The 21282-nt window shown below is 42.5% G+C and carries 25 protein-coding genes; 10 read left to right on the forward strand and 15 right to left on the reverse strand.

Going from position 1 to position 21282, the window contains the following annotated elements; translation table 11 throughout:
* Positions 1 to 14: 14 nt before the first annotated feature.
* Positions 15 to 473 carry a hypothetical protein gene (locus G519_RS0124830; RefSeq protein ID WP_029196984.1) on the reverse strand — a complete coding sequence of 153 codons (459 nt, stop codon included), beginning with the start codon at positions 471 to 473 and terminating at the stop codon, positions 15 to 17.
* 229 nt (positions 474 to 702) lie between these two features.
* Here G519_RS0124830 and G519_RS53665 point away from each other — a divergent pair, with 229 nt between their 5' ends.
* From G519_RS53665 to G519_RS0124850, 4 genes are all read left to right on the forward strand, one after another.
* Complete coding sequence (locus G519_RS53665; RefSeq protein ID WP_029196985.1) at positions 703 to 918, forward strand: DUF1761 domain-containing protein; 216 nt, start codon at positions 703 to 705, stop codon at positions 916 to 918.
* A complete protein-coding gene (locus tag G519_RS53670) occupies positions 903 to 1109 on the forward strand; it encodes a DUF1761 domain-containing protein (RefSeq protein ID WP_029196986.1) in 207 nt (68 codons plus the stop codon). The genes G519_RS53665 and G519_RS53670 overlap by 16 nt, the downstream gene beginning before the upstream one ends.
* 166 nt (positions 1110 to 1275) lie before the next feature.
* On the forward strand, positions 1276 to 1635 hold the full coding sequence (locus tag G519_RS0124845; protein ID WP_029196987.1) for a hypothetical protein: 360 nt from the start codon (positions 1276 to 1278) through the stop codon (positions 1633 to 1635).
* Positions 1636 to 1676: 41 nt separating this feature from the next.
* Complete coding sequence (locus G519_RS0124850; RefSeq protein WP_029196988.1) at positions 1677 to 2054, forward strand: hypothetical protein; 378 nt, start codon at positions 1677 to 1679, stop codon at positions 2052 to 2054.
* A 416-nt stretch (positions 2055 to 2470) separates the two neighbouring features.
* On the opposite strand, the gene G519_RS47780 is transcribed toward G519_RS0124850, so the two are convergent.
* The 5 genes from G519_RS47780 to G519_RS0124875 all read right to left on the reverse strand — a co-directional run bounded on the left by G519_RS47780 (position 2471) and on the right by G519_RS0124875 (position 7663).
* On the reverse strand, positions 2471 to 3025 hold the full coding sequence (locus G519_RS47780) for a Crp/Fnr family transcriptional regulator (protein WP_084160327.1): 555 nt from the start codon (positions 3023 to 3025) through the stop codon (positions 2471 to 2473).
* Between the two features lie 18 nt (positions 3026 to 3043).
* On the reverse strand, positions 3044 to 6028 hold the full coding sequence (locus tag G519_RS0124860) for an Npt1/Npt2 family nucleotide transporter (protein ID WP_029196990.1): 2985 nt from the start codon (positions 6026 to 6028) through the stop codon (positions 3044 to 3046).
* Between the two features lie 138 nt (positions 6029 to 6166).
* Positions 6167 to 6607, reverse strand: a complete 441-nt coding sequence (locus G519_RS0124865) for a DUF6526 family protein (RefSeq protein ID WP_036633727.1) — start codon at positions 6605 to 6607, stop codon at positions 6167 to 6169.
* Entirely contained in the window at positions 6604 to 6831 is a 228-nt protein-coding gene (locus tag G519_RS0124870) for a hypothetical protein (protein ID WP_029196992.1), read from the reverse strand. Before G519_RS0124870 ends, G519_RS0124865 begins: the two co-directional genes overlap by 4 nt.
* A 76-nt stretch (positions 6832 to 6907) precedes the next feature.
* Positions 6908 to 7663, reverse strand: a complete 756-nt coding sequence (locus tag G519_RS0124875; RefSeq protein WP_036633739.1) for a GTP pyrophosphokinase — start codon at positions 7661 to 7663, stop codon at positions 6908 to 6910.
* A gap of 248 nt (positions 7664 to 7911) precedes the next feature.
* On the opposite strand from G519_RS0124875, the gene G519_RS0124880 reads away from it, so the two are divergent.
* Together G519_RS0124880 and G519_RS47785 are read left to right on the forward strand one after the other, a co-directional pair.
* Positions 7912 to 8718 (forward strand): hypothetical protein, encoded by an 807-nt coding sequence (locus tag G519_RS0124880; RefSeq protein WP_029196994.1) that lies wholly within the window; start codon positions 7912 to 7914, stop codon positions 8716 to 8718.
* A 439-nt stretch (positions 8719 to 9157) separates the two neighbouring features.
* Positions 9158 to 9667 carry a hypothetical protein gene (locus G519_RS47785; protein ID WP_127528046.1) on the forward strand — a complete coding sequence of 170 codons (510 nt, stop codon included), beginning with the start codon at positions 9158 to 9160 and terminating at the stop codon, positions 9665 to 9667.
* A 109-nt stretch (positions 9668 to 9776) separates the two neighbouring features.
* On the opposite strand, the gene G519_RS0124890 is transcribed toward G519_RS47785, so the two are convergent.
* The 4 genes from G519_RS0124890 to G519_RS0124905 form a co-directional block, all read right to left on the reverse strand.
* Positions 9777 to 10313: a DUF3231 family protein gene (locus tag G519_RS0124890; protein ID WP_029196996.1), complete on the reverse strand. Its 537-nt coding sequence runs from the start codon at positions 10311 to 10313 to the stop codon at positions 9777 to 9779.
* A gap of 59 nt (positions 10314 to 10372) precedes the next feature.
* Positions 10373 to 10885: an acyl-CoA thioesterase gene (locus G519_RS0124895; protein WP_029196997.1), complete on the reverse strand. Its 513-nt coding sequence runs from the start codon at positions 10883 to 10885 to the stop codon at positions 10373 to 10375.
* 163 nt (positions 10886 to 11048) lie between these two features.
* The gene (locus G519_RS0124900; protein WP_029196998.1) at positions 11049 to 11984 is read right to left on the reverse strand and encodes a DMT family transporter; all 936 of its coding nucleotides are present in this window, start codon (positions 11982 to 11984) and stop codon (positions 11049 to 11051) included.
* A 111-nt stretch (positions 11985 to 12095) separates the two neighbouring features.
* The gene (locus tag G519_RS0124905; protein ID WP_029196999.1) at positions 12096 to 12275 is read right to left on the reverse strand and encodes a hypothetical protein; all 180 of its coding nucleotides are present in this window, start codon (positions 12273 to 12275) and stop codon (positions 12096 to 12098) included.
* A gap of 332 nt (positions 12276 to 12607) precedes the next feature.
* Between G519_RS0124905 and G519_RS44495 the strand changes: the two genes are divergently transcribed.
* Together G519_RS44495 and G519_RS50475 are read left to right on the forward strand one after the other, a co-directional pair.
* A complete protein-coding gene (locus tag G519_RS44495; protein WP_051253669.1) occupies positions 12608 to 13258 on the forward strand; it encodes a transmembrane-type terpene cyclase in 651 nt (216 codons plus the stop codon).
* Positions 13259 to 13402: 144 nt separating this feature from the next.
* Positions 13403 to 13576, forward strand: a complete 174-nt coding sequence (locus G519_RS50475) for a hypothetical protein (protein ID WP_154669612.1) — start codon at positions 13403 to 13405, stop codon at positions 13574 to 13576.
* 101 nt (positions 13577 to 13677) lie between these two features.
* Here the strand turns inward: G519_RS50475 and G519_RS0124920 are convergent, their stop codons facing one another.
* Positions 13678 to 14295 carry a GGDEF domain-containing protein gene (locus G519_RS0124920; protein ID WP_051253670.1) on the reverse strand — a complete coding sequence of 206 codons (618 nt, stop codon included), beginning with the start codon at positions 14293 to 14295 and terminating at the stop codon, positions 13678 to 13680.
* 267 nt (positions 14296 to 14562) lie between these two features.
* Between G519_RS0124920 and G519_RS0124925 the strand changes: the two genes are divergently transcribed.
* Positions 14563 to 15714 (forward strand): glycosyltransferase family 2 protein, encoded by a 1152-nt coding sequence (locus G519_RS0124925; protein ID WP_029197001.1) that lies wholly within the window; start codon positions 14563 to 14565, stop codon positions 15712 to 15714.
* Between the two features lie 54 nt (positions 15715 to 15768).
* Positions 15769 to 16413 (forward strand): SGNH/GDSL hydrolase family protein, encoded by a 645-nt coding sequence (locus tag G519_RS0124930; protein ID WP_029197002.1) that lies wholly within the window; start codon positions 15769 to 15771, stop codon positions 16411 to 16413.
* 191 nt (positions 16414 to 16604) lie between these two features.
* Here the strand turns inward: G519_RS0124930 and G519_RS44500 are convergent, their stop codons facing one another.
* The 4 genes from G519_RS44500 to G519_RS44505 all read right to left on the reverse strand — a co-directional run bounded on the left by G519_RS44500 (position 16605) and on the right by G519_RS44505 (position 20774).
* Entirely contained in the window at positions 16605 to 17015 is a 411-nt protein-coding gene (locus tag G519_RS44500; RefSeq protein WP_051253671.1) for a hypothetical protein, read from the reverse strand.
* 145 nt (positions 17016 to 17160) lie between these two features.
* On the reverse strand, positions 17161 to 18867 hold the full coding sequence (locus tag G519_RS0124945; protein ID WP_029197003.1) for an SWIM zinc finger family protein: 1707 nt from the start codon (positions 18865 to 18867) through the stop codon (positions 17161 to 17163).
* Positions 18868 to 19411: 544 nt separating this feature from the next.
* Complete coding sequence (locus G519_RS53675) at positions 19412 to 19774, reverse strand: hypothetical protein (protein ID WP_327195626.1); 363 nt, start codon at positions 19772 to 19774, stop codon at positions 19412 to 19414.
* A gap of 10 nt (positions 19775 to 19784) precedes the next feature.
* Entirely contained in the window at positions 19785 to 20774 is a 990-nt protein-coding gene (locus tag G519_RS44505) for an AlbA family DNA-binding domain-containing protein (RefSeq protein WP_244280213.1), read from the reverse strand.
* Positions 20775 to 21282 lie beyond the last annotated feature (508 nt).

A 21282-nucleotide genomic window follows, 5' to 3' on the forward strand; every position in this document is an offset into this window, starting at 1 on the left:
CTCACCATGACTGACTAGTTGCCCAGCTTCGACGTTAATCCTTGAATCGTTTCCTGAGCCCATTGATCGACTTCACGTTCGTTCGCACTTTTCGAAGCACTTACGTACTTGTCGAAATCTGCTGCAGCTCCCGTCTTAGCAAGCTCTGCCGCGCTTTCGATCTGACCCGCATAGGATTGGCGAGCCGTCTCTATGCTGTCGATAGCCTTATGACTAGTGTCATCTACCATCTTCTTCAAGTTGGCTTTTGCCTTGGATGCCGATTCATTCGCCGATACGCTCAAGGATTGAGAAGCTTCGTCCAACCCTTGTTGGACCATAGCATTCATTTCTTTCGACACCTGCTGGAAACTTGCTTTGTACCAATTTTGCAGAGGCGCACTTACATCTGAGTAGGCGTATGCCGTACCCACAATGAGGAAAGTCGAGAGGCTGAGTGAAACGATCATCACTTTGCGTTTCAAACGAATCATCGCGCTGCCCTGCCTCCTTCTTGTTCTGATCTTGCTTACAAACCTATTGTATCTCGCCATACGATTCGTGACTTCGTCCTTTAGAGTAATTTATACCTACTACCTTCGCAGTGTCTGATGGTATACTTTCGTACCAGATGCATGCTAGTAAATATGCTTTTACAAGCAAGAAACTACACGATACAATGCTGCTATACACTTAATTCACTTATTAATGGGGGTTGGAATCTTGAATCTATCAGAAATAAACTACCTTGCCGTACTTGTGGCGACGTTAAGCACCATGGTCCTTGGTTTCCTGTGGTATTCCCCGGTCTTATTCGGAAATGCATGGGTCAAGCTGCGCAATATGAAAATGGAAGAGATGAAAGGCGGTGGCCCCATCACTTACATCCTCACGGCACTAACAGCATTAGGGGCTCCTTTATCTTGGCCTTTCTCTTAACGCTTGGCAGTGAGACAACTTGGTTGACTGGGCTTACGATTGGCCTGCTTATCGGGCTGAGCATTTCGCTGAAAATCGGGATGAATTATTTGTTTGAGAATAGCAAGCTGCAGTTGTATTTCATCACCATCGGCTACCACTTGGTATCCTATATGATTGCCGGCATTATCATTGGAGCCTGGCAGTCCTAATGTCAGTGGGATAGACACAGAAGAGCGCCTCCACGGGAGACGCTCTTTTTTTATTGCCTCTAACGTGTTTAAAAATCGTCTAAATCGTTTATTCAGGTATATCCCCCCATTCCACTTGGCATTTATTCGAATATACTGAAGCACAAGGTCTTTGGGGGTGAAGATAGTGTTTCAACTTAATGGCATCGTAGGCGGTAACTCACCAATCTCGGTTGGCGCTGGGAAAACGATATTGCTGCAGCAAATACTTATTCGTGTGAAAAGTAAACAAAAGTTAATTTTGAGGGATATCAACTTCTTATTTAACAACGAGGCTTTTGCTATCAAAATAGAGGCTGAACCCTCGCCTGGCGTCTTTATAGCCCGAGGAGGGGCTGGTGATTTAACGCCTCGCAAAGTATTAGTCAATAATACAACTGGCGAGGATTTACTTATATTCCTACTCGTAAGTGCCGTAAATACAGCCAAGAACTCGCGATCGTTGAGTCGTTCAGATAGTTGGCACATGACTTTTGTGCGGCGTTAAGCATGATAACCAAATGTTTTATCCCTAGAAAAGAGGAACCAATGAACAGGAAACAAATGCTCATGATCAGCACAATGGCTCTTACCTTAAGCATGGGTAGAACCACGTGGATGGATCCTTTAAGAGCTACTCCAATTGCAAATAAACAGAATACTGTTCCTATAAAAGAAGATCTGCTGCATGTACTTGGGCTATCCTCGGAGGAAGATATTTACATTGCCCAGTATAATGGGCTATCTCTGGCTGATATCGCCCAAGCTAACAAGGTTGATGTTCAAAAAGTCATTGAGCTTCAATTAGCAGAGTTAACTGAACAATTAAATTTACGGCTGTCCAGCGGCAGCATTACGCCTGAGCAATATGAAGCACAACGCGCAGAATTGCCTGAAATTATTATCAAAAGTGTATACGCCATGTAACACTGCATAGAGAGAAAAGTAAAAAGGATGCAAAACCGATTCACGGTTAGCATCCTTTTTTGCTTAGATTTTCTAGGGGCGAGTAAAAGCTTCTTCTTTTGCGCTTGCTCAGCTGATTGAGCTTATAAATGAGCTGAAGTTGTATAGATACAACAATTTCGCTGGTTTCTTCTTACAAAACTGACAATGTTGTATTTTGTGCAACAATTTAACCGTATTTCATCCCACAAGGCTACTTTTGGGAAAAATTGTTGTATGTTCTGCAACAATCGCAGGAAAAACGCGGATTTGCGAGCCAGATGTTGTACGAAAATACAACATTACTATGACTAGGAGTCCTCCGTTGCATCACGACTCATCGAAAAGATCAGTGTAAGCCATTTATCCTCTCCATTCCTGCGCATGTTACGGTTCCCTTAAACCATCCCGCGCAGCCGATCTGCAATAACTCTCATCATGCTCCGCAGCACATCAATATTCTGGAAACAGAAGGTCAACACCTGATCTCGATGAAGCTGCAGCAGGACGGCAGCTTCCTTCGCTGTGCAGTCGGCCGAGCGAGGGCCGCTGTCAATAATCGCCATCTCGCCGAAGAACGCACCTTCCTGTAGGACCGCGTACTCTTCACTGCCTCTATGCACACGGATGCTTCCTTCGATAATGCCATACATCGTATCTCCGAAATCACCTGCTCGGCAGATGACTTCTCCGGGTTCGTAGGCGACTTCTTCGAGCCTTTGAGCGAGCCATATGAAATCCTCCGGGGCTAGATGGACGAACAAATCCATTTTTTGCAGCACGAGGACCCGCCGTAAAATGACTTCGTCCTTCGTCCAGCCTTCGGTCGGCCTGGTTTCAGGCAATTGCAACGTGGCTGCGACTTCTGCGTGCCTTTGCTCCAGTTCAGGCTTATCCGCTGCCTGTCCCCGCTCCAATTCGGACCGCAGCCTGCGGGATAGCAGCTTCATCATTTCAACTGCAATGCTGGTCTAATCGAACATCATATCGTAGAAAACAGAGGAATCCAGTCGCCACAGAAGAACATCATCCTCGGCTCGAATGGTAGCTGTTCGGACTCCCTGAGTCAGAATCGCCATTTCACCGAAGCAATCTCCCCGCTTCACCTCGCCTAAAGGCTGCCCGTTGCGGTAAACACCGGCTCGGCCTCCATCCATAATCATCAGGGAATCTCCCATATCCCCTTCCTGAATGATGATAGCTCCCTTCTCAACACTCAGCTTATGTAATCTCCGTGCAATAACAGATAAATCTCTGCTTGTCATCCCTTGGAACAGAGATACATGACGGAGCAAATGCACCCGATGCATCAGATCGGATAGATCCTCATTTGGTGAAGTTCCCAACTTGTTCACGGTGTGATGCTGTATCGCTTGCTTGAGCCAGTCATCCCCTTGCGCGGATAGCCAGTTCAAATGTTCGCTGAGCGGCATGTCCGTTACCGAATTCCTCACCATTTTGCTTGAGCCTGACATGAATGCCGTCATTTCCGTGCGTAGGCTTCCTCGCAGCGTTTGATCGATCACTTCTTCCGCATTGGCCTGCTGCCTGGAATCCCCTTCGGACCAGTCGAGATAGACAGCCTGCATCGTCTTCTCTTCATAGAGGAGCGATAACAACTGAAAGATGCGTCGACTGATCTCTGTTCGAATTTCTTTAACGATATTCTCGATATCAGCGAAGCCTTCTACCCCAACCATACTCGCCCCGTGTTCAGCAAACTGTCCATGCAGCTTTAATTCGTGGAAAATATAAGTCTCTACTTGCTGGCTGTCCACAAAAGGCAGTCGCTTATGCATGCGAAGCAGCGATTCCAAAATCCGATCGCGCATGTCATAGCTGGCAGCCACGTAACAGTCGAAGAGCATATCGAAGGCTCTTTGCGTTGCAATTCGTTCGAATACGGCTGGTAGATACATGCCAATCTCTATCTGGTTCAAATAAGGCGCTAACTGCGGCAAAATATCCTGCTCATCATAAGCAGCGAGAGCTTGGGTGGCGTAACGCCGGGTTTCGCTGTCTTTTAGCATGGCAATAATCGGTACAATTAATGGAGGTACATGAAGAATAGTCGCAGATTCCAAAGCACGTATTCGCACCAGCGGACTGCTGTCCTGTAGGAGAGAAATTAACGGTTTATAGAAGTTTTTCACCCGAATTTGTCCGAATAAAGCAGCCATCGCGATCCGTTCTTCTTCCTGCCCGCTTTCCATCATTTGCTTCAGTTTTCCGACGGATCTAAACATCCCCTCAATGCTATAATATTTGACCAATCCAGCGATGGCAGCTGCTTGTACTTCCACCGACTGATCATCTAAATGAACGGTTATTTCATCCACATATTCCTCTTTGGCGTACGCCGCTAGCGCTAGAATGGCTTTTGCTTTCACCTGATTGTTGTCGATTTCCGCCAAGGATTGCAGGATAGGTTCAAATCCCTCTGGCACCTTTTGCTCCACATAGTCCAAGGCTTCTATACACATTTCAGGAATTGGATGATGAAGCAGCCCGTCCAAATGAGGCGTTAAATCGAAAGAGTCCATTTCTCGTAAAAGGCCGAAAGCATACAAGGCTTGCTGCTTATCTGAGCTGGATAGCGCATCAATCAGGATTTGCCGACTGGCTGGGTCCATCAGATTGAGCTCAACCTTCTGAAGATCGTCTCCCCCTGTTTTGAGATTGGACAAAAGGGTATGCAGATAGGCTTTCTTGACCTTTATCCCCGCTACGATACCAATGACAAGCAAGACCAGCACAATATAACTCAGTTGTTCAGGAGCTAGCAGCCTCGTTACGACAAGTAAACAAATGGCCGCCAACCCTTTGGCCCCATTTCGGACTATGCCGTCTAGGAAGCTCTTCGCTCTGCCCCGCCATTCCGGCGGAACGGGAAACATGACTAATTGGCTCACGGACGAGTAAAGCGTATCTCCAACAACTTTATCGCTTCCCTTCACGATGACAGCCATAGCCAGAACAGGTAGAGCCAGAATACCGAAACTGCCGGCAATTAAGGTAATCGGAAAGACAAGCAAGGCGGTCATCACACCGAATCGCGTCAAAATGCAGCTGGAAATAAACAATTGAACAAATAAAGCAATCAGCCCGGAGAAGCCATAGAAGCTGCCCATAAATCCAGCCAAAGCCTCATTCTGCAAAGTCCCTCTCAAGATCACCTTGAATTGATAATCGATTAATGTGAGAGATAATACGAGTGCTGCGGATAAAATGGCGACATATTTCAGATGAGGAACACTCGCGAATAAACCAGATTTCCGCTGTACGGCCTGCTTCGCCGTTGTTGTCCTAGGCTGTGCCGGTTTGGCTTCTATCGTTTCCTTAGCAAAACTTAATATCAAATATACGGCCACTAAACCGAGCAGCTGTAGACCCGCATAAAAATAAATCAGATTCGCCGTGCCTACAAGCGGAACGAGTGCTTTTAACCCAAAACCGCTTAAAATCCCTCCCGTAATCCCGCCGCTTCCTACGATTCCAATCATCTGCTTCGCCTTCCTCTGGTTCATCACCGATGTGGCGAACTGCCAGAAACAAACGATCATCAGGAAATTAAACACATCATAGCCGATATAGATAACGGGAAATACCCACCGCAGCTCAAGTCCCACACCAAACCTAGAAACTAGAACCAGTACGGAGATAAGCGGAATTAAGATCTTCATAAGACTTTCCAACCGCACCTTCGGTGAGTACCGCTGAAAAAGGATGCCCGCCGTGATCATAACCAGAGCCTGTGGCAAGTACATGAGGGACAAATAGGAATTATCAAATCGGCTTAAAAAAAGCGTATCTGCCGCAGTTCTCCCAATGGTCGATGCTGAAACGACACAAAATAAATAAGCGAATAGGAGAAAAACTTTCCCGTACTCTTGCTTATCTTCAGCGAATTTATTCAGAAAGTTCTGATAGGTTTTGCTAAACATCATACGGCCCATGATAACACCCTATTTTAGAATCGGCGCTTCAAGGCGCCTAATGGAATTGTACCAGAAGTCCTAGGATTAAATAACTAATTTAAACAAAAAAAGACACAATCCGTCACGGATGTGTCTTTCTCTTTTCGAAAAAAAGCACTATATTCGGTAGGTATCGCTTCTCCAGCTCTTAATCGACTTCTTAATCGCGTCTGGTGACAACTGCTCTGCAGCAGCCTTCTTACAAAGTGCAGGAAACTCCTGATCGGAAGCAAAGCGCAAAGCGGTAATTTGCCCCATCGTGAGCTTAGTATCCAACAGCTTCTGGGTCAAGACATAGTGCCTTAGATTCTCTTCGGCCCGTATCGCGCGATCCTGCGCTTTTAACGGGTAGGACCGTACAAGTAGAAATACAATGATTAAAATGATAGAAATGAGCAGAAAAATAGCCGCGGGCAGAACGTCTGTCCCGGATTGCACTGACCTAACAAGCTGGATAAGTGATAGAATCACTAAACCCAAAGCCAGTACACTGTAAACGAAATGAAACAGCGGATGCATTCTACGATGATTCGCATAGTTTTGATTGTCGTTACTCATAATTTCCCCACAATCTCATCAATTTCACTTTTTAATAATAGGTAGCGATGAACACTTCTCATAATTGGCACTTTGGTTAACTTGTTTTTGTCCACATAGAGCTTCATCTGGTCCTTAGAAAGACCTAATGATTCTCCCGCTTCCATAACCGTTAATACGACTTCATTACTTGTAGCGTTGAACGTTGACTTTACTTTTTGATTCCAGTCTTCAAAAGTATTCATTTACTCGCACCCTTCTAATTCCGTTCCTTTGATTATACCACAGAAATGAAAAGGGGCGTCATCCAATTAGCGGATACTACTTCACCTCCTCATCATTTAAAAGCTCCAGCAAGGCTTGTGGCAGCGCAAATTGCTGATTGTTAATGATAATTCGATTCAACTTATCGTCCATGGATTCCGATTGCTCTTCTTTAATAACTTCAATTTCGGCATGCAAGCGTTCCATTTGCAGATCCAAAGCTGACGCGGCAGCAGCCGCTTGCTTTAATTCATCCAGAAGCCGCGCGGGTACAGCTTGATTGCCTTGATTGAACTTATAATAGATTTTATGCTCCAGACTAGCCCAAAAGTCCATCGCAATCGTTCGAATCTGAACTTCGATGCACACACTTTCTAGTCGATCTGATAAATGTACAGGAACTTCGATGATCAAATGAAGGCTTTGGTAGCCATTAGGCTTCGGATTCTTAATATAATCCTTCTCATCCAGTACTTTAAGGTCGCTTTGACTCTTCAGCATCTGGCTTATGACATAAATATCAGAGACAAACGAACACGTAATCCGCATCCCTGCGATGTCCTTAATACTCTCCTTAATCCCTGAGAACGAGAGATCGCCTCCCTTTCTGCTCAGCTTGTGAAAGATACTTTCCGGTGACTTCAAGCGAGATTTGGTATGTTCAATGGGGTTATATTCATGCAGCATTTCGAATTCCTGTACGAGAATTTCAATTCTGGTCTCTATTTCATCCAGTGCAAACTTATACGTCATCATAAATCTTGTCAGTTCGTTCTTGAACTGTTTTAAGTCATTGATCGAAAGTTGATTCATCATGGTTGTTCCATCCTTTGGTCGTGGTTATTTTACCAGTCCTAGCTAGTGTAATTCACATGTATCACTCGGTGCAAATTTGGTGTTCTTATTGACACCTGCCACGGTGGCTTGGTATAGTACTCCTATCATATTCAAGTGAAATACTTACGACGGAAGCACCCGTAAGAGAAGGCCGATGGCCTTTCTTGCAGGTGCTTTTTTTGTTGTATTCACATCCCATTTTCAAACTTGAAGGAGGTTTTCTATTGAAAAATTTCACTGCTTTGCTCACCGCTTTAGCCCTCGCCTCAGCTATTCCAGCAGAATTGGCATCAGCCGCTTCGATCGAAATCACAACCACGATTCAAGCCTCTCTCGACAAAACAATTGCCGGCGCACCTCAAACACAAGCGAATAAAATCAGTTCACTTTACAGCGAGTTCCTTACCCTTCAGAAGCAAGAACAGGACTGGGACGCCAAGATCAACACCCTGCATAGCAGAAATAAGGATACATCGGCTGAGCTGGGCAAGCAGGCCAAAGAAATCGATTCCGCCAAATTGGCGAAATTGGAGGAGGAGGTCACGCGAACGAGAGCTCGGCATCAGCCATTATTATCTCAATATACCGCGCTAAACAAACAAATCGAAGCCGCCCGATTGCTGAATAGCAAAAGCTTGAACGCAATGCTAAGAATCCAAGCTGCTGCTATGAGAATCCCCGTACAACTAGCTCGGTTCGACATCAGCGCCAAAGTAAAAGCTTCCCAAGCCGCTAAAGACAAAGCATCCAAAGCGACGAAGAAAATTCGCAGCAGCCTGAATGACATTGACCCTATAAACGTGCAGATCAAAGCTAAGCAAGGTGCTATCAGAACGATCCAAGCCAGCCTCTCCCCGATATGGACCGCCTTTAAACAAGCAGCAAAAAAAGAAGATACGAATGCTGTTCAAAGCTCACTTACCTCCATGATTTCCCTATCCCGTCAAATGAATGCAGAAAAAGAAAGCATCTTTAAGCTTGAAACGAAGATAAGTGATGCACTTGCAGGGATTAAGGCTCAAATGCCGTAGGGTCTGAGGTCAACATTAAGCCAATAGAAACATTTTAGTGCGCCTTGCAGTATATAGAGATTCGAAAGACCGTAGTATATAATAAATATAACATTCGGTACATAGCATGAAGACCAAGAGAATGGAGGAATCGTCATCAAGAAAGTAAATAAAGTTGCTCTCCCCACAAAATCGCTATTGACCACCCAATAAGATATTCTCTATGACGTAGCTGAGATAATTAGGAAACATTCAGTACCCTTGGACTAATGAAGCTTGTCCCAAAAGTAAATACATGCACTTAGTGGCAAAGAAAACAAAAAAATGAGGTGGTTTGGTATACTTGCCCTCTCATTTTTTTGTTTCTGTCGATTGCTAAGGAAAGTCACCCGACCCCTAGCTTGCGGAACGTCGATTCGCTATTTTGGGAAATCTGCGCTAGAAACCGAATGAGAGGAACGTGAGTGCGCTATTTGATCATTTTGAACGATCAGGAGGCAAAAAACGGCGAAATAACGCATTGTCGTTCCTCTTCCCCATGATTTCTGGTGTTTTTCGTCCAAATAGCGAATCGACGTTCCCCTCTGCAAATTCTGGTTACCTACCAAGGAATACGAACCCTGAACGCACTGCCCTCTCCAACCGTGCTCTCCACATGAATAGTACCCCGACCAGCCTCCACGATGCCCCTTATGGGATCACGAATGAACGCTTAGATGAGGTGTCCAACTATTATCGTTATAACGGAAGAAAAAGTGATACCTGGCAAAAGACGCAAGCTACCGCCACCGCAACAGTTACGAATGGCATTGTGACCGGTGTAACAATTACGAATCCAGGAGCAGGATATTCTTCCAATCCAACGATAACTGTAACGGGACCAAATGGTACATTCACTGCGACAGCTACATTAGCCTACACGAAAGACTTTAAAACAAATGGAAGCATTTCTGCTATCACTATCAAATAATTGTTCATAATCTTTCCTCGCATTAACAGCCGTATAAATCAAAAAAGCACCCTCTCAGGTGCTTTTTGTGCGAGCTATCAAAGTGCCTATTTAAGCTTTTTAACTTACCTCACAAGACTTCTGATTTGAAATACGGGGGTGCTTTTAACCACCCTTTTCTCATTAATAAATCTTTTAACGTTATCGCGTATGTAAACTTCTTTATCTGAAACTTGGCAAACATTGCCGCAACATCCGGCCGTACAGACTCTGTCATGCCCCTGCAAGCATAATTTATGCCCAGTACAATATTGAAGCTGTGAAGATTCGCTATTTCCTCATCAGACAATTTGGATCCCTCTGGAATATTACGAAAATCACCAATCGGTTTATCCGGCGACTTCTCGGGTATCGGAACACCTTCTGCTTTTAAAAACTCTGTCAACTCCGCAAATATGGGACCATGAACATTGTTAATGACCTCTTTCAACTTCTCCTTAAGTTCAAGATCCTCAACAATATTATAAGATACCTGTTCGCCGCGCATAGTTTGTTCCGTTGCGGTCAAATAAAACCACAGATTCATGACTTCTCCGACGTTTAAAGGCGGCTTTTCACCATCTAGAAAGGGCTTAACCGCATCACTGAGTACTTCCATGATATTCATGTTCGCAGCTCCTTTTTGCTAATTAGAGTTCCCATCTGCTTGGTTTTTATTTCAAAAATTTACTCCCATGGATACTCCGTTACCAAATAGTCAGCGAACTTCTTGCTTTCCTCTCGGCGGTGTTTCCTCATTTCCGTTCTATGTTCAGCCGTTTCATGCAGCTTTTTTTCTTCTTCCGTCTCAGGTATGATCCTAGGAACAAGTATCGTCTTATTCTGCTCATCCAAGGCTACAAATGTAAGGAAAGATGTCGCGGCGATCTTCCTTTCACCACTTCTTAAATCTTCTCTAATCACTTTCACAAAAACCTCTATCGAACTTTTGCCTGTCCATGTGACGAAGGACTCTAAGGAAACAGAATCCGTCGGCCTAATAGGTTGTAGGAAATCAACGGAATCTGTAGAAGCTGTCACGGCTGTCACACGACATAATTTAGTAGCAGATATCGATGCAATATCGTCGATGTAGGACATGAGTTTGCCCCCAAACAATGTTTCATGGTTATTAACATCCGTTGGAAAAACCCTGGAAATTTTGAAACATCGCGTTTCTCTTACATATTTCTTTTCCAACATTTTCACACAACTTTCCTACTGAATTTAGTCCCTTCGGACATTTTTCCCCGTAGATGATTCCGCTATGCTTTGATTAAAAAACACTACCCAATTCGTATGAAATGGATAGTGTCTTATTCGTTTTTGTATGGAAACATACTCCCCGCGCTTTCGCTTGGATCTAGATTTCAACAGATTTTCCACCTACAGAAGAAAGCCTGCTCTCTCTTTTCTTTAAAGTCCCTATCACAATACCAACCGTGGTAAGAATAAAGGCCACAACGTGAATCCAACCGATTTTTTCATCCAAGAAAATAATTCCCCCAACCATACTGGCAAAAGGCAGCCCGTTTAGAAACATAGCTGTTTTGTTGGCACCTAGAAATTTAATCCCATGATTCCACCCTAGTGTGCCTAGAGAAGATGCTCCCCAAGCTGACATCAACATAACTGCCCAAGCCGTGGCTGGCAAATGAATCTGAGTATATGACGAAGGGCCAAAGAAGGTCACTGTTCCCAGATTTAAAAGAACTCCCCCTATTAGTGTGGAATAGGCAGTGACGACTAAAGTTGGGATGGACGTTGTCGACAACTTCTTGATGAACAATGCGCCAACAACATAACCCAACATGGATAGAAGCATAATGAGATCTCCCCATCCAGATAAACCAACCGAACTATCAGCCGATTTGGAGGTTACGACCAGAACGACCCCTGAGAATCCAAACAGAATGCCGAGGCCTAATCTCATACTGAATTTTTCCCCAATAAAAATGGATGCAAGCAGCGCGGTAGTTAGCGGATTTAATCCTAGTATCAGTGATGCATTCGTAGCTGTAGTCGTTACAACCCCATATGCTAAAAACAATTGATGAAAGAAGATCGATGTTAGCCCTATCAGAAAGAGAAGCCCCCACTGCTTTGCATTAGGTTTATAGAATCCAAACTTTTTAAATACAAACGGAAGCAACACAATTCCAGCAAGCGGCATCCTAATTGCGGCTACAAGCATGGGCGAGATAAACTGTGTAAGGTATTTCACCATTACAATATTTAAGCCCCACGAAATGACCACCATAGCTAGGATGAAATAAATGGTTTTCTCAGACTTTACCAAGTTATACACTCCTACTCTCTATCGATTATTGACTAATCTTATCTTGTTACACGCCAAAAAGACACCTAAAACGGTGCCTTCTAGTACCTATCAACTTACTACATATAGTAACTATACTTGTTTCCTACTAGCGTGCAACTCATATTTACTTCTATGAAACTTTTTAACCATATCTTTAAAACAGTTATTTTCTTGTTCACTCAAACCAAACTGATTGTCCTTAATAATCAGATTTCCAATGATACGTCTCAAAATTTCGCTCCTGCGTCCTAACATCTCTGTATGATTCACTCCAGCCAACTCCTTGCTTATTTTCATTCGTATCAGTCCTATTAATTATAACAAATAGCATTTTGAGTGAAAAACCGTCTATGGATACCTAATTCCAAGTATTCCGCCCTAAGAATGGATTAGACCTAGCCAAGGCTATGTATTCGAAAACATCCTACCCTATCCTCCCAATTAAGTCCAATAGGTCCCACCTACTCTGAAAGAGTGGCAAAAGCAGCTCCAACCCTATGGTGGGCGAGCTGCTTTTTAGATTTATATATCTGTGCATAGACGAGCTAAATGAATCATATTTATCAAAGAGAATTACCTGAAAGGATGCGAATTGATTACATATGGAACACCTTTTACCACTTCAAATAGAACGTATTCTACAGTTTTGCATCGTCTTTTTTTGGACAATCGCTTATATATGGGTCATTTATAAAGGGTTCCGAGATCGAACCTGTGGAATGCCAATAGTCGCCCTATGTGCCAATATTACTTGGGAATTTCTCTTTTCCCTCGTCATGCCTTACCACCCGCTCCAGCAAATCGTAACCCTACTATGGTTTTTATTAGACTGTATCATCCTGTTTCAATTTTTCTATTACTCAAAGAACCTATCTCCAAAATGGCCAATAAAACCTATAGTCCTTTCCTTACTTGTCATTGCTTTGCTGCTGCACTATGGAATGGCTATCGAATTTCATGATCCTGAGGGCAAGTATTCCGCATTTGGAATCAACCTCATGATGTCCATCCTATTTATAAGAATGCTGCTGAAACAAGATCTGTACGGCCAATCCATCTTCATCGCCTACTCTAAAATGGTGGGTTCCCTGTGCGCATCGATTTGGTGCTATTCCCTGAACCCGAACTCAATCTTGTTAAATATGCTGTACATTCTTATATTTATTCTAGACGTCGTTTACATCCTGTTGGTTTATAGCAAGTCAGTAAAGATCATACATAGATCCACAATAACTCATCGTTCCCTCTATTAAGGGGCAATAATTTTCAATGATTTTTCGTATACCCGCTAGGTTCCTACGACTCTTTTGTAAACAAGTTATTTACTTAGTGATAATACTCCAATAACATATGTCCCCTACAATTGAGATATCCTATTGTGGCGGAGGCATCGAAATATGAGAACAAAAATAATTCTTGCGTTTGCCTGTATGTTATCCCTATCTGCGTTAGGTGCCAAAGCATCAGAGAATCATATTGTTCGTCCGTACTCACCAGAACTTTATAGCTCAACCGAACAATTCGAATATGAATTTGAATGGCAAAATGGTAAAATCATAGCCAATCCTTAATACATACGTTTGCGGCGAGTTCTTATAGGCACCCTCTTGGGTGCTTCTTGCCGTTGTGCAGCAAATAGCAAAAAGAGACACTTTTACAGTGTCTCTTTTTGCTATGATAATTTTCTATCAGATTTCAAAGAATACATATCTTGATCCGCCGCATGAAGTAAATCATCTAATGTTTGCGCCTCATCGGGATACACAGCCGTTCCAATAGAAACGGAAATCTCTAATTTGAACTCTTGAGAGGCTGCCTTTAATTCGTCCTGAATACGACTAATCCTCATCTCTTTTTGGCGAGTATCCGAACAAGTAGAAAGGATCAAAAATTCATCCCCTGCCCAACGAGCAATTTTATCCTTTTTTTCTGAATGAAGCATTAATACATTTGCAATCCTGTGCAGTACCTGATCACCGATTTTATGCCCACAGGTGTCGTTAATTATTTTAAAATTATCCACGTCAATAAAATATAAAATCAACTTCTTCTGGTTTCTATCCACCGAAGCGACGAGCTTAGGAAAAGTATCCAGTATAAATCTCCTGTTATACAGTGTGGTTAGACTATCTTTTTCCGAAAGAAACTTTAATTTATCATACTGAGTGCCTAGCAACCAGCTAGCAAATACAACAAAAATTCCAAATAAGGGAAATTGAAGAGAGGGATAGTTATAATAAAGATTGCCATATATTCTTATGGCCAAGATCAATATTATTACGAACGACATAATAACGATTCTTCCTGAATATTTCATCCTAAATCACCATTATTCAAATGTGTCTATAATAAAGTTCGTTTTGCGACAAACAATTTTGCTAGCCTATGTAGCTTCTATAGTGACACACTTGTTCTATACATTTCAAGCAATAAATCTCAATATTTCGAACCCTAAAGGATGTTTGTCTATACCATGCTAATGTCATTGAATATATTGTTATTATTTTATCTGCTAATTGAAGGGTTTTCTAAAAAAAAATGGTCGGGGGAGATCACATTGGCTATCCGCTACAGCATCATCATTCCTACCTTTAATAGAGCCCAGCAGCTTTTGCTCACGCTCGTTTCATTTGAAACACAAACATATCCGAAGCATCTATTCGAAGTGATTGTGGCTGATGACGGTTCTACAGACGGAACGAAGGCAATGGTCGAAGGCTTCCAAGCATCCTACCCCCTTATCTATGTATCCCATCAGGAACAACGCGGTCGATCTGCCGTTAGAAACTTGGGGCTGCGCCATGCGAAAGGGCTGTACGTCATCTTCTGCGATGCTGACTTTTTGGTTTTACCTGAATTTATTAAAATTGTGAGCCGATATCACCGCAAATATCCCAAAGCCGTGCTTTCAGGCATTCCTTACTCGTGGGATGATGCTTATACCCATTATTACCCTGACTTCTCCCCCGAGGAAAAAGAACATTTTCGAAATAGACTTACACAATCCAATTTATGGAATCCAGACTTTGAAGCAGCGAATGAAATTATTCCGCTAGTAACGCCAGAAGATATCCTTTATCAAACCGTAGCCTTGTCCAAATTGGTTATCCCCACAAAAGTACCCCCAAATGTCAAAAAGCAACTTGCCAAAACAGATGTAGCTCCTTGGATGTTATTAGTTACTCGTTGTGTATCGATCAGACGCAGCCAATTGACTCGTATTGGAGGATTCAATGAACGGTTTGTACTCTATGGACTCGAAGACTGGGAGCTTGGCTACAGGTTGCACCAACTGAAAATCCCTTTTTATTCCATTAAAGAAGTTGTCGGATATCACCAGGAACATCCAAACTACTTCAGAGGAAATATTATCAATACAGAAAATTTGAAAATCATGTTTGAAACCTACGGATTTAATGACTCCTCGTTAAATTTATTCACACTATTACCTCCATCGGAGGATTTCGAGGCTTACAAAAATACCCTAAGGGTATTGCGCAAGGGAATCCGATCTAAGTTAACACGTTCGTCCGCACTGTTGTTGAAGAAAACACTAAAAATTTCAGCCAAACAGTTCTTCCAACAAAATAATACCCATGCACACAAAAAGTCATTACGATGGATCAAAAAGAAAACAAAGAATAGGAAAAGTCGAGTCGCTACCGTTTTACGAGAAATGCTGCTGAGGTCTGAAAAGCTGGTAAAGTAGTGTTACTCGGTTTCAACGTTGTATGCATGATTAAAAGGGGGTTGGTGATATCTTATGATCTATACAGCTCTTGGAGACTCCATTACATTTGGGGAAGATGCCTCCTCTTTGAGAAAGGCCTATACGCAATTGACTGTATCTACTTTAAATTCACGCTCCCGTAGGGTAACTGGGTATGTTTTGGCTCGGCCTGGTTGGAGTAGTTATGATCTGTTGGATGCAGTCATATGGGAAGGGGCCTCAATGATTAGACAATCTGCTGTTGTTTCTATATGGATTGGGGGCGTGGATTTAGCAAACGCAGCGCTGTTTTCACTTAGAAGCCAGCAACCATTAAATGCAAAACAAATTGCAACCAGCTATAAGCGAAATTTAAGTGCTATTCTATCTCAAATAAAAAATTGCAGCCATGCCCGAATTATTTGCTGCACGCAGTACAATCCATTTCCGAACAGTCCTCTTGCGATCGAGTCGATAGACCGATTAAATCATTTAACGAACGAGCTCGCCCAAAGTTACGACGCAGCTATCGCTCCCGCTCATACTTGGTTCGAAGGAAAACAAGCAGATCTTATTTATGGATATCAAAAAGGAAAGATCGAAGATGCGTTAAGCGGATCTTTGCCCATCCATCCCAATGATCGGGGGCATCAAGTCATTGCAATGGGATTGGCGCCATATATCATCCCTCGCAAGTAGCTATCATCCTTGATGTTAAATGAAGAGGCTATCCAGAAGTAACGAGGAAAGAGGAATGGAAAGGTCCTATATCCAAGAAAAATCAATGCTTTTATGAATAATTTAATGAACAAGGGAGTTAAGCTGCTTGTATGTGTTTAACTCCTTTGTTTTTTGCGTCTTCACATTTTCATTCACGCATCATCACTTCCTTACTCCTGATTAACCCCCTCTAAAGCGGGGTTAAGTTGGGCTTGTCCCGGTATTGGAGGTTTCACATAACGAGTGGAATAGTGTCGTTCAACTTGGTAGTCACCTGATTTCGAGAAACGCAGCTGACTTTTCGCCCCTTTTCCCCAGGACATATAGGGTTTATATGATTCTTTGAGGTTCAACTCTCTTGCCGTTTTCCGGAATTCTTTCATGATGAAGCTGAATTGACCCAAATTCCCATGAAGGACCCTCTCTAGGTAGGGAACCCTTCGGAATCGCCATTCCTCTACAAGTTTTGGAGAGATCTTCTCCATCTTCAAGAACAAATCCAGTGGGCTCGCATACCCTTTTTCCCAGATCAATTGATGGACCGTATGATGAACCTTTTTCTGCAATTCTTGTCTATTCAAACGAATTACGCCCTTCCATGGTCAAAGCATGATTATTTTTGTGCTTTTCGCTCAATTCATTGTAATCCAGTTCATAGTGATTCATCCACGTTTGGATATCTTCTTCTGAAAGCTTTTTTTATACCATGAAGAGCATCTTTTTATTTCATGACTTAATCTTTTGCAATTCATCCATGAATGCAGCTCTATTCGGATAAACAAGACGAAACTGTTGTATTAACTTTTCCGCATGAACCGATCCCTTGGCTTTGATCAGTTGACGGATAATTTGACACACCTTCTGATAAGCTTTTCGATTTGTTGCTCTAGCTGCTTCCTCCACAATGTGTTGGACAAACAATCCAAACACTTCTTCTGCATGCTCACCTACCAGATGCTTATAGAAGTCCACTACATAACTTTTATGCGTATTGACATAATTTAGCAGCCTCCGTGTCTCTTTCTCCTCTATAAGTAATTGAGTGTACAAGGAATCTACACGCCAATTTCCTCTCTGATTATTTTCCAGATTGCTTAAAATCCTTTCATACACAGATGACCATTCATCCTTGCTAAATAATTCTTTTAATTGCTCATAATAGGAATACTCACCCGATACTACAAATTCCTCCGCCAGCTTTTTTTGATTTTCAACTTGGTGAGTAAGCTGATATATGTCATAGCGAAACCTTTTCCACTGATCAACTAGACCCGGATAACCTTTTCTTGTATCATGACGCTCGCCTTCCTCGGCTAACAGCAAAGCCTTATCATATTGCTGATGTTCCATAGCAGTAACAATCGCCATTTTACGAAAAGCGGTAAATTCGAGATGATCTTGTAAAAATTTCATTGCTTGTTCTTCACCATCAAACTTCTGAATCACTTGATACCGGAGCTTAGCAACATTTTCAGCAATATACGATCCATATGAGGAATTTCGTTTCTCTTTCTCTTCTAATTTCACTACTTGCTGTTCCCACTCTGTCCTCTCCTTATCATTCTTTATCAGGCAAGCGCCACTTTGCAAAAGAGATAGTTGCCACTCACTCCAATCTTCGAGGTTCGTATGAAATGCCTCTTTGAGCAGCAGCTGCAACATAGCGGATCTATCTGGTTCGGAATTGCTTTCGAGATCACAAGCTACATCATGAACTAAATCCAAACACTGCTGAATCATCCCGCCTACGATGCCATCAGAATCGTCACATGACCGAAGCAATTCCCCCATCTCATGCAAAATGCAAAAGCTTATTTTAACAGCAGACAGACGCTGTCCTTTTTCCAATTCTTCCTCGGCTTTTTCCATAACCAGTTCAGCACCAGTTACAGCAGAAGACACGTTGCGATAAGACACAAAACCATGTCGATCGGAGTTCATCTTCACATAGGATCGAATCATTTTTATATATTGGGCTAAACCCTCGTCACTGCTGGCGTCATGAAATTTCAGAGTAAGAATTTGCTCTACTTCCTTAATCTCTTTCGAAAAATGGACAAGTAGCGCAACCAACTCCTCTTTACTAAGCTTAGACAGTTCGTCAGTTAAATTTACTTTACTTGAGGGCTTAGATTTAGAAGGATCCGAGGCTGTTTCCCTTTGAGATAGCTCGTCTCTAATTTCCAAAAGCACAGCAGCCACATGCTTACATATTGCCCCCATATCGTAAGGGCAGTCACACCCTGTATATACCGCTTCACCGCGGGAGCCAAGCTGAACCTCCACATCGTAAAGCTCATTCCCTTCAACTTCAGCTCGGTACAATCCTGGCCCCACCTCTTCAATGGATAGAATATGACCATTCTCTCGATACCTTACCCCGCGCTCAAGAATGATAGGATCTATGCTATTCTCAATTACTTTCAATTTCATTTATGTATCTCTACTTTCTTAACTATATGATGTATCTTGAATGTTAAATGATTTGTGCCGTTCATGCTCTCATTTTCTCAAATTTGTCTCTTCTTGCCTACTATTGCTTTTCTCAACTCGACAATAAAGAAGCCTATCGGGATGACAGCAAATTGAATTGCCCAAAAGAAAAGCACCCTCTCGGGTGCTTTTCTTTTGTATGGAGGTTAGGAGAGTCGAACCCCTGTCCGAAATATCGCAACACAGGCATCTACGGGTGTAGTCACAGTTTTGATGTCACCCAAGCAGCGCCCCGTAACTCCTACTAACAATCATAACTAAACATTGTAACTGATCTATCTCCAGCCACTTAACTATGGCATAACATTTGACTTAAAACGTGTGATCTGCAAGTTACATGCAAGTTAAATGTAATAGTATGTGATCACCTTGAAACCGCTATACCATAAGCTTTCCGACAAAGCGCATTATCTAAATATACTCATAACAAGCTTTCGTGCAAGTTAGCTGCAAGTTAAACTCATCAAAGAAAAGAACTCAGTACCTACGCCCAGAATGGAACATATTTCATATGTTTAGGAGCTGTGCCAGGATCTTTGAGCCTTACTAGTTCCACATCGACTGTATCTCTAATAACTCTAGAAATATTGGATATGCCCTTATCATCTATACCGAATCGTTGGCGCAAACTTGCGTTAGTCATGTATTCCTTCGTAACGTATTTTAAGCAAGCGTGTAGGTAGCATGCCCTGATTCGTTCTTCACGTTCCATAGTATTGAATGGTTTATGCGTGAACAATGTCACCCGCGTATGTTCATCAGTCACTTCAACGACGGGAGCTGGAAGTTGATAAAGTTCTGTCTGAAATACAACCTTGTCGAACCCGCTCCCCCGTTCCTCACATATTCCTACACGTCTAAAAGACTTCGATCATAGGTCCCGTTCCTCGCATCGAGAAATCTTGATGTATGATCGCGTTCGCTACTAACTCACGTACCGCAAGTTCTGGATACATCGGCACATCTTTTCTAAGCGCCTTGCCAATGACTTCATTTCGTGGTAACAAATTGTCAATGAACCCAATAAGACCCTCAAACCCTGATGCATAACCTTTCGCCCCTTCCTGTTCTCGTTGAGTTTCAATTCTATCCTTACCGCTATAGACAATAACTCGAACAGATTTACGACTCAAATGCTTAAAGTTAGAAAGCTTTTTAGCGAAGAGAATTGCTCCTAGATTCGTAATATTCCATCCACCTGCATCGCACCGTGAAATCATCGAGTCCTGCGATAATCTCTCTAAGATGCGCTTTCTATCTTCTGGCAGTGCAACATCAAGCAATTCAAAGTAAGAAGGATAATCGAGCAACTTTAATACATCAGACTCTGGAACATGTTCAGCTGCAACTCTATCCTCAAACGGAACATGATCAAATACACGCCAGAGATCCCTCTCCCTAGCAGGATGCTCCTTTAGACTTTTCTTATAGGAACCAATTCTAATATATTCGACGCCTTGAAATTGAACAGGACTACCTGCGGCGCGTTCGATCTCTAGCATGACCACTTTACCATAATCTGTGCTAACTTCATGAAAAACAAACATTATTCGAGGATTCAACAACTTTAAAAGCCAGTTTTCAAGTTCCTCGTTTCCGATCTTAGCATTCTTAGGCTCAAAACTTGTACCAACAATTTCGTGACTTTCATCGTCCAATCCCCAAACCATATATCCATGACTTTTACCATGTAACGCCGCCCCATTACTCAGAGCAGATATGTACTCGCCAATTACCTTTGGGTCCTTGTTGTTATGTTTAAATTCAACCCATTCTGTTTCATTAGCTATTGCCCTCAGCTCGTTTATCAGACTTCGCAGGTAATCTTCAGAGCGACTCGTAATCACAATTCTCACCTCAATCCAAATAAGAATCACTATTATGCATTATTCACTTCGCGCAACATACAAATACTTGTGTTACCGCGATTCTGCTTAAAATATTGTAAAGCCCTACTTCCCTCATCATTCTTAGTATCTACTAACTCGGACTTTAACGTTTTGTCATACAAAGATATTGGATGTCGATGTGCTTATTTGATACCAGCTCGAGGGGATTACCTCACCGTCTGCTTATTGAAGCAGCTAATTTCAACTAATTCGGCTTTGCTCAATCTCCATCCTAAATATGTCATTACTGCTAGGTTAACACGGAATCAATTCATAATCTACCATCACAACTTACTCTCATATGATTTGTCCTTGTATATTTAACCTGTGACAGATTGTCATACTATTCAACAACAGCAATGGCCACAAGCCAAGTCATCTCAAGGGTTTCTAACAGCCTCCAAGCCTTACAAAAAACCTAAACACAGAGAAAGAGAGCATCTTTTAGATACTCTCTCACCAATGA

The sequence above is a fragment of the Paenibacillus alginolyticus DSM 5050 = NBRC 15375 genome (assembly GCF_000422905.1).
Taxonomy (GTDB): domain Bacteria; phylum Bacillota; class Bacilli; order Paenibacillales; family NBRC-103111; genus Paenibacillus_E; species Paenibacillus_E alginolyticus.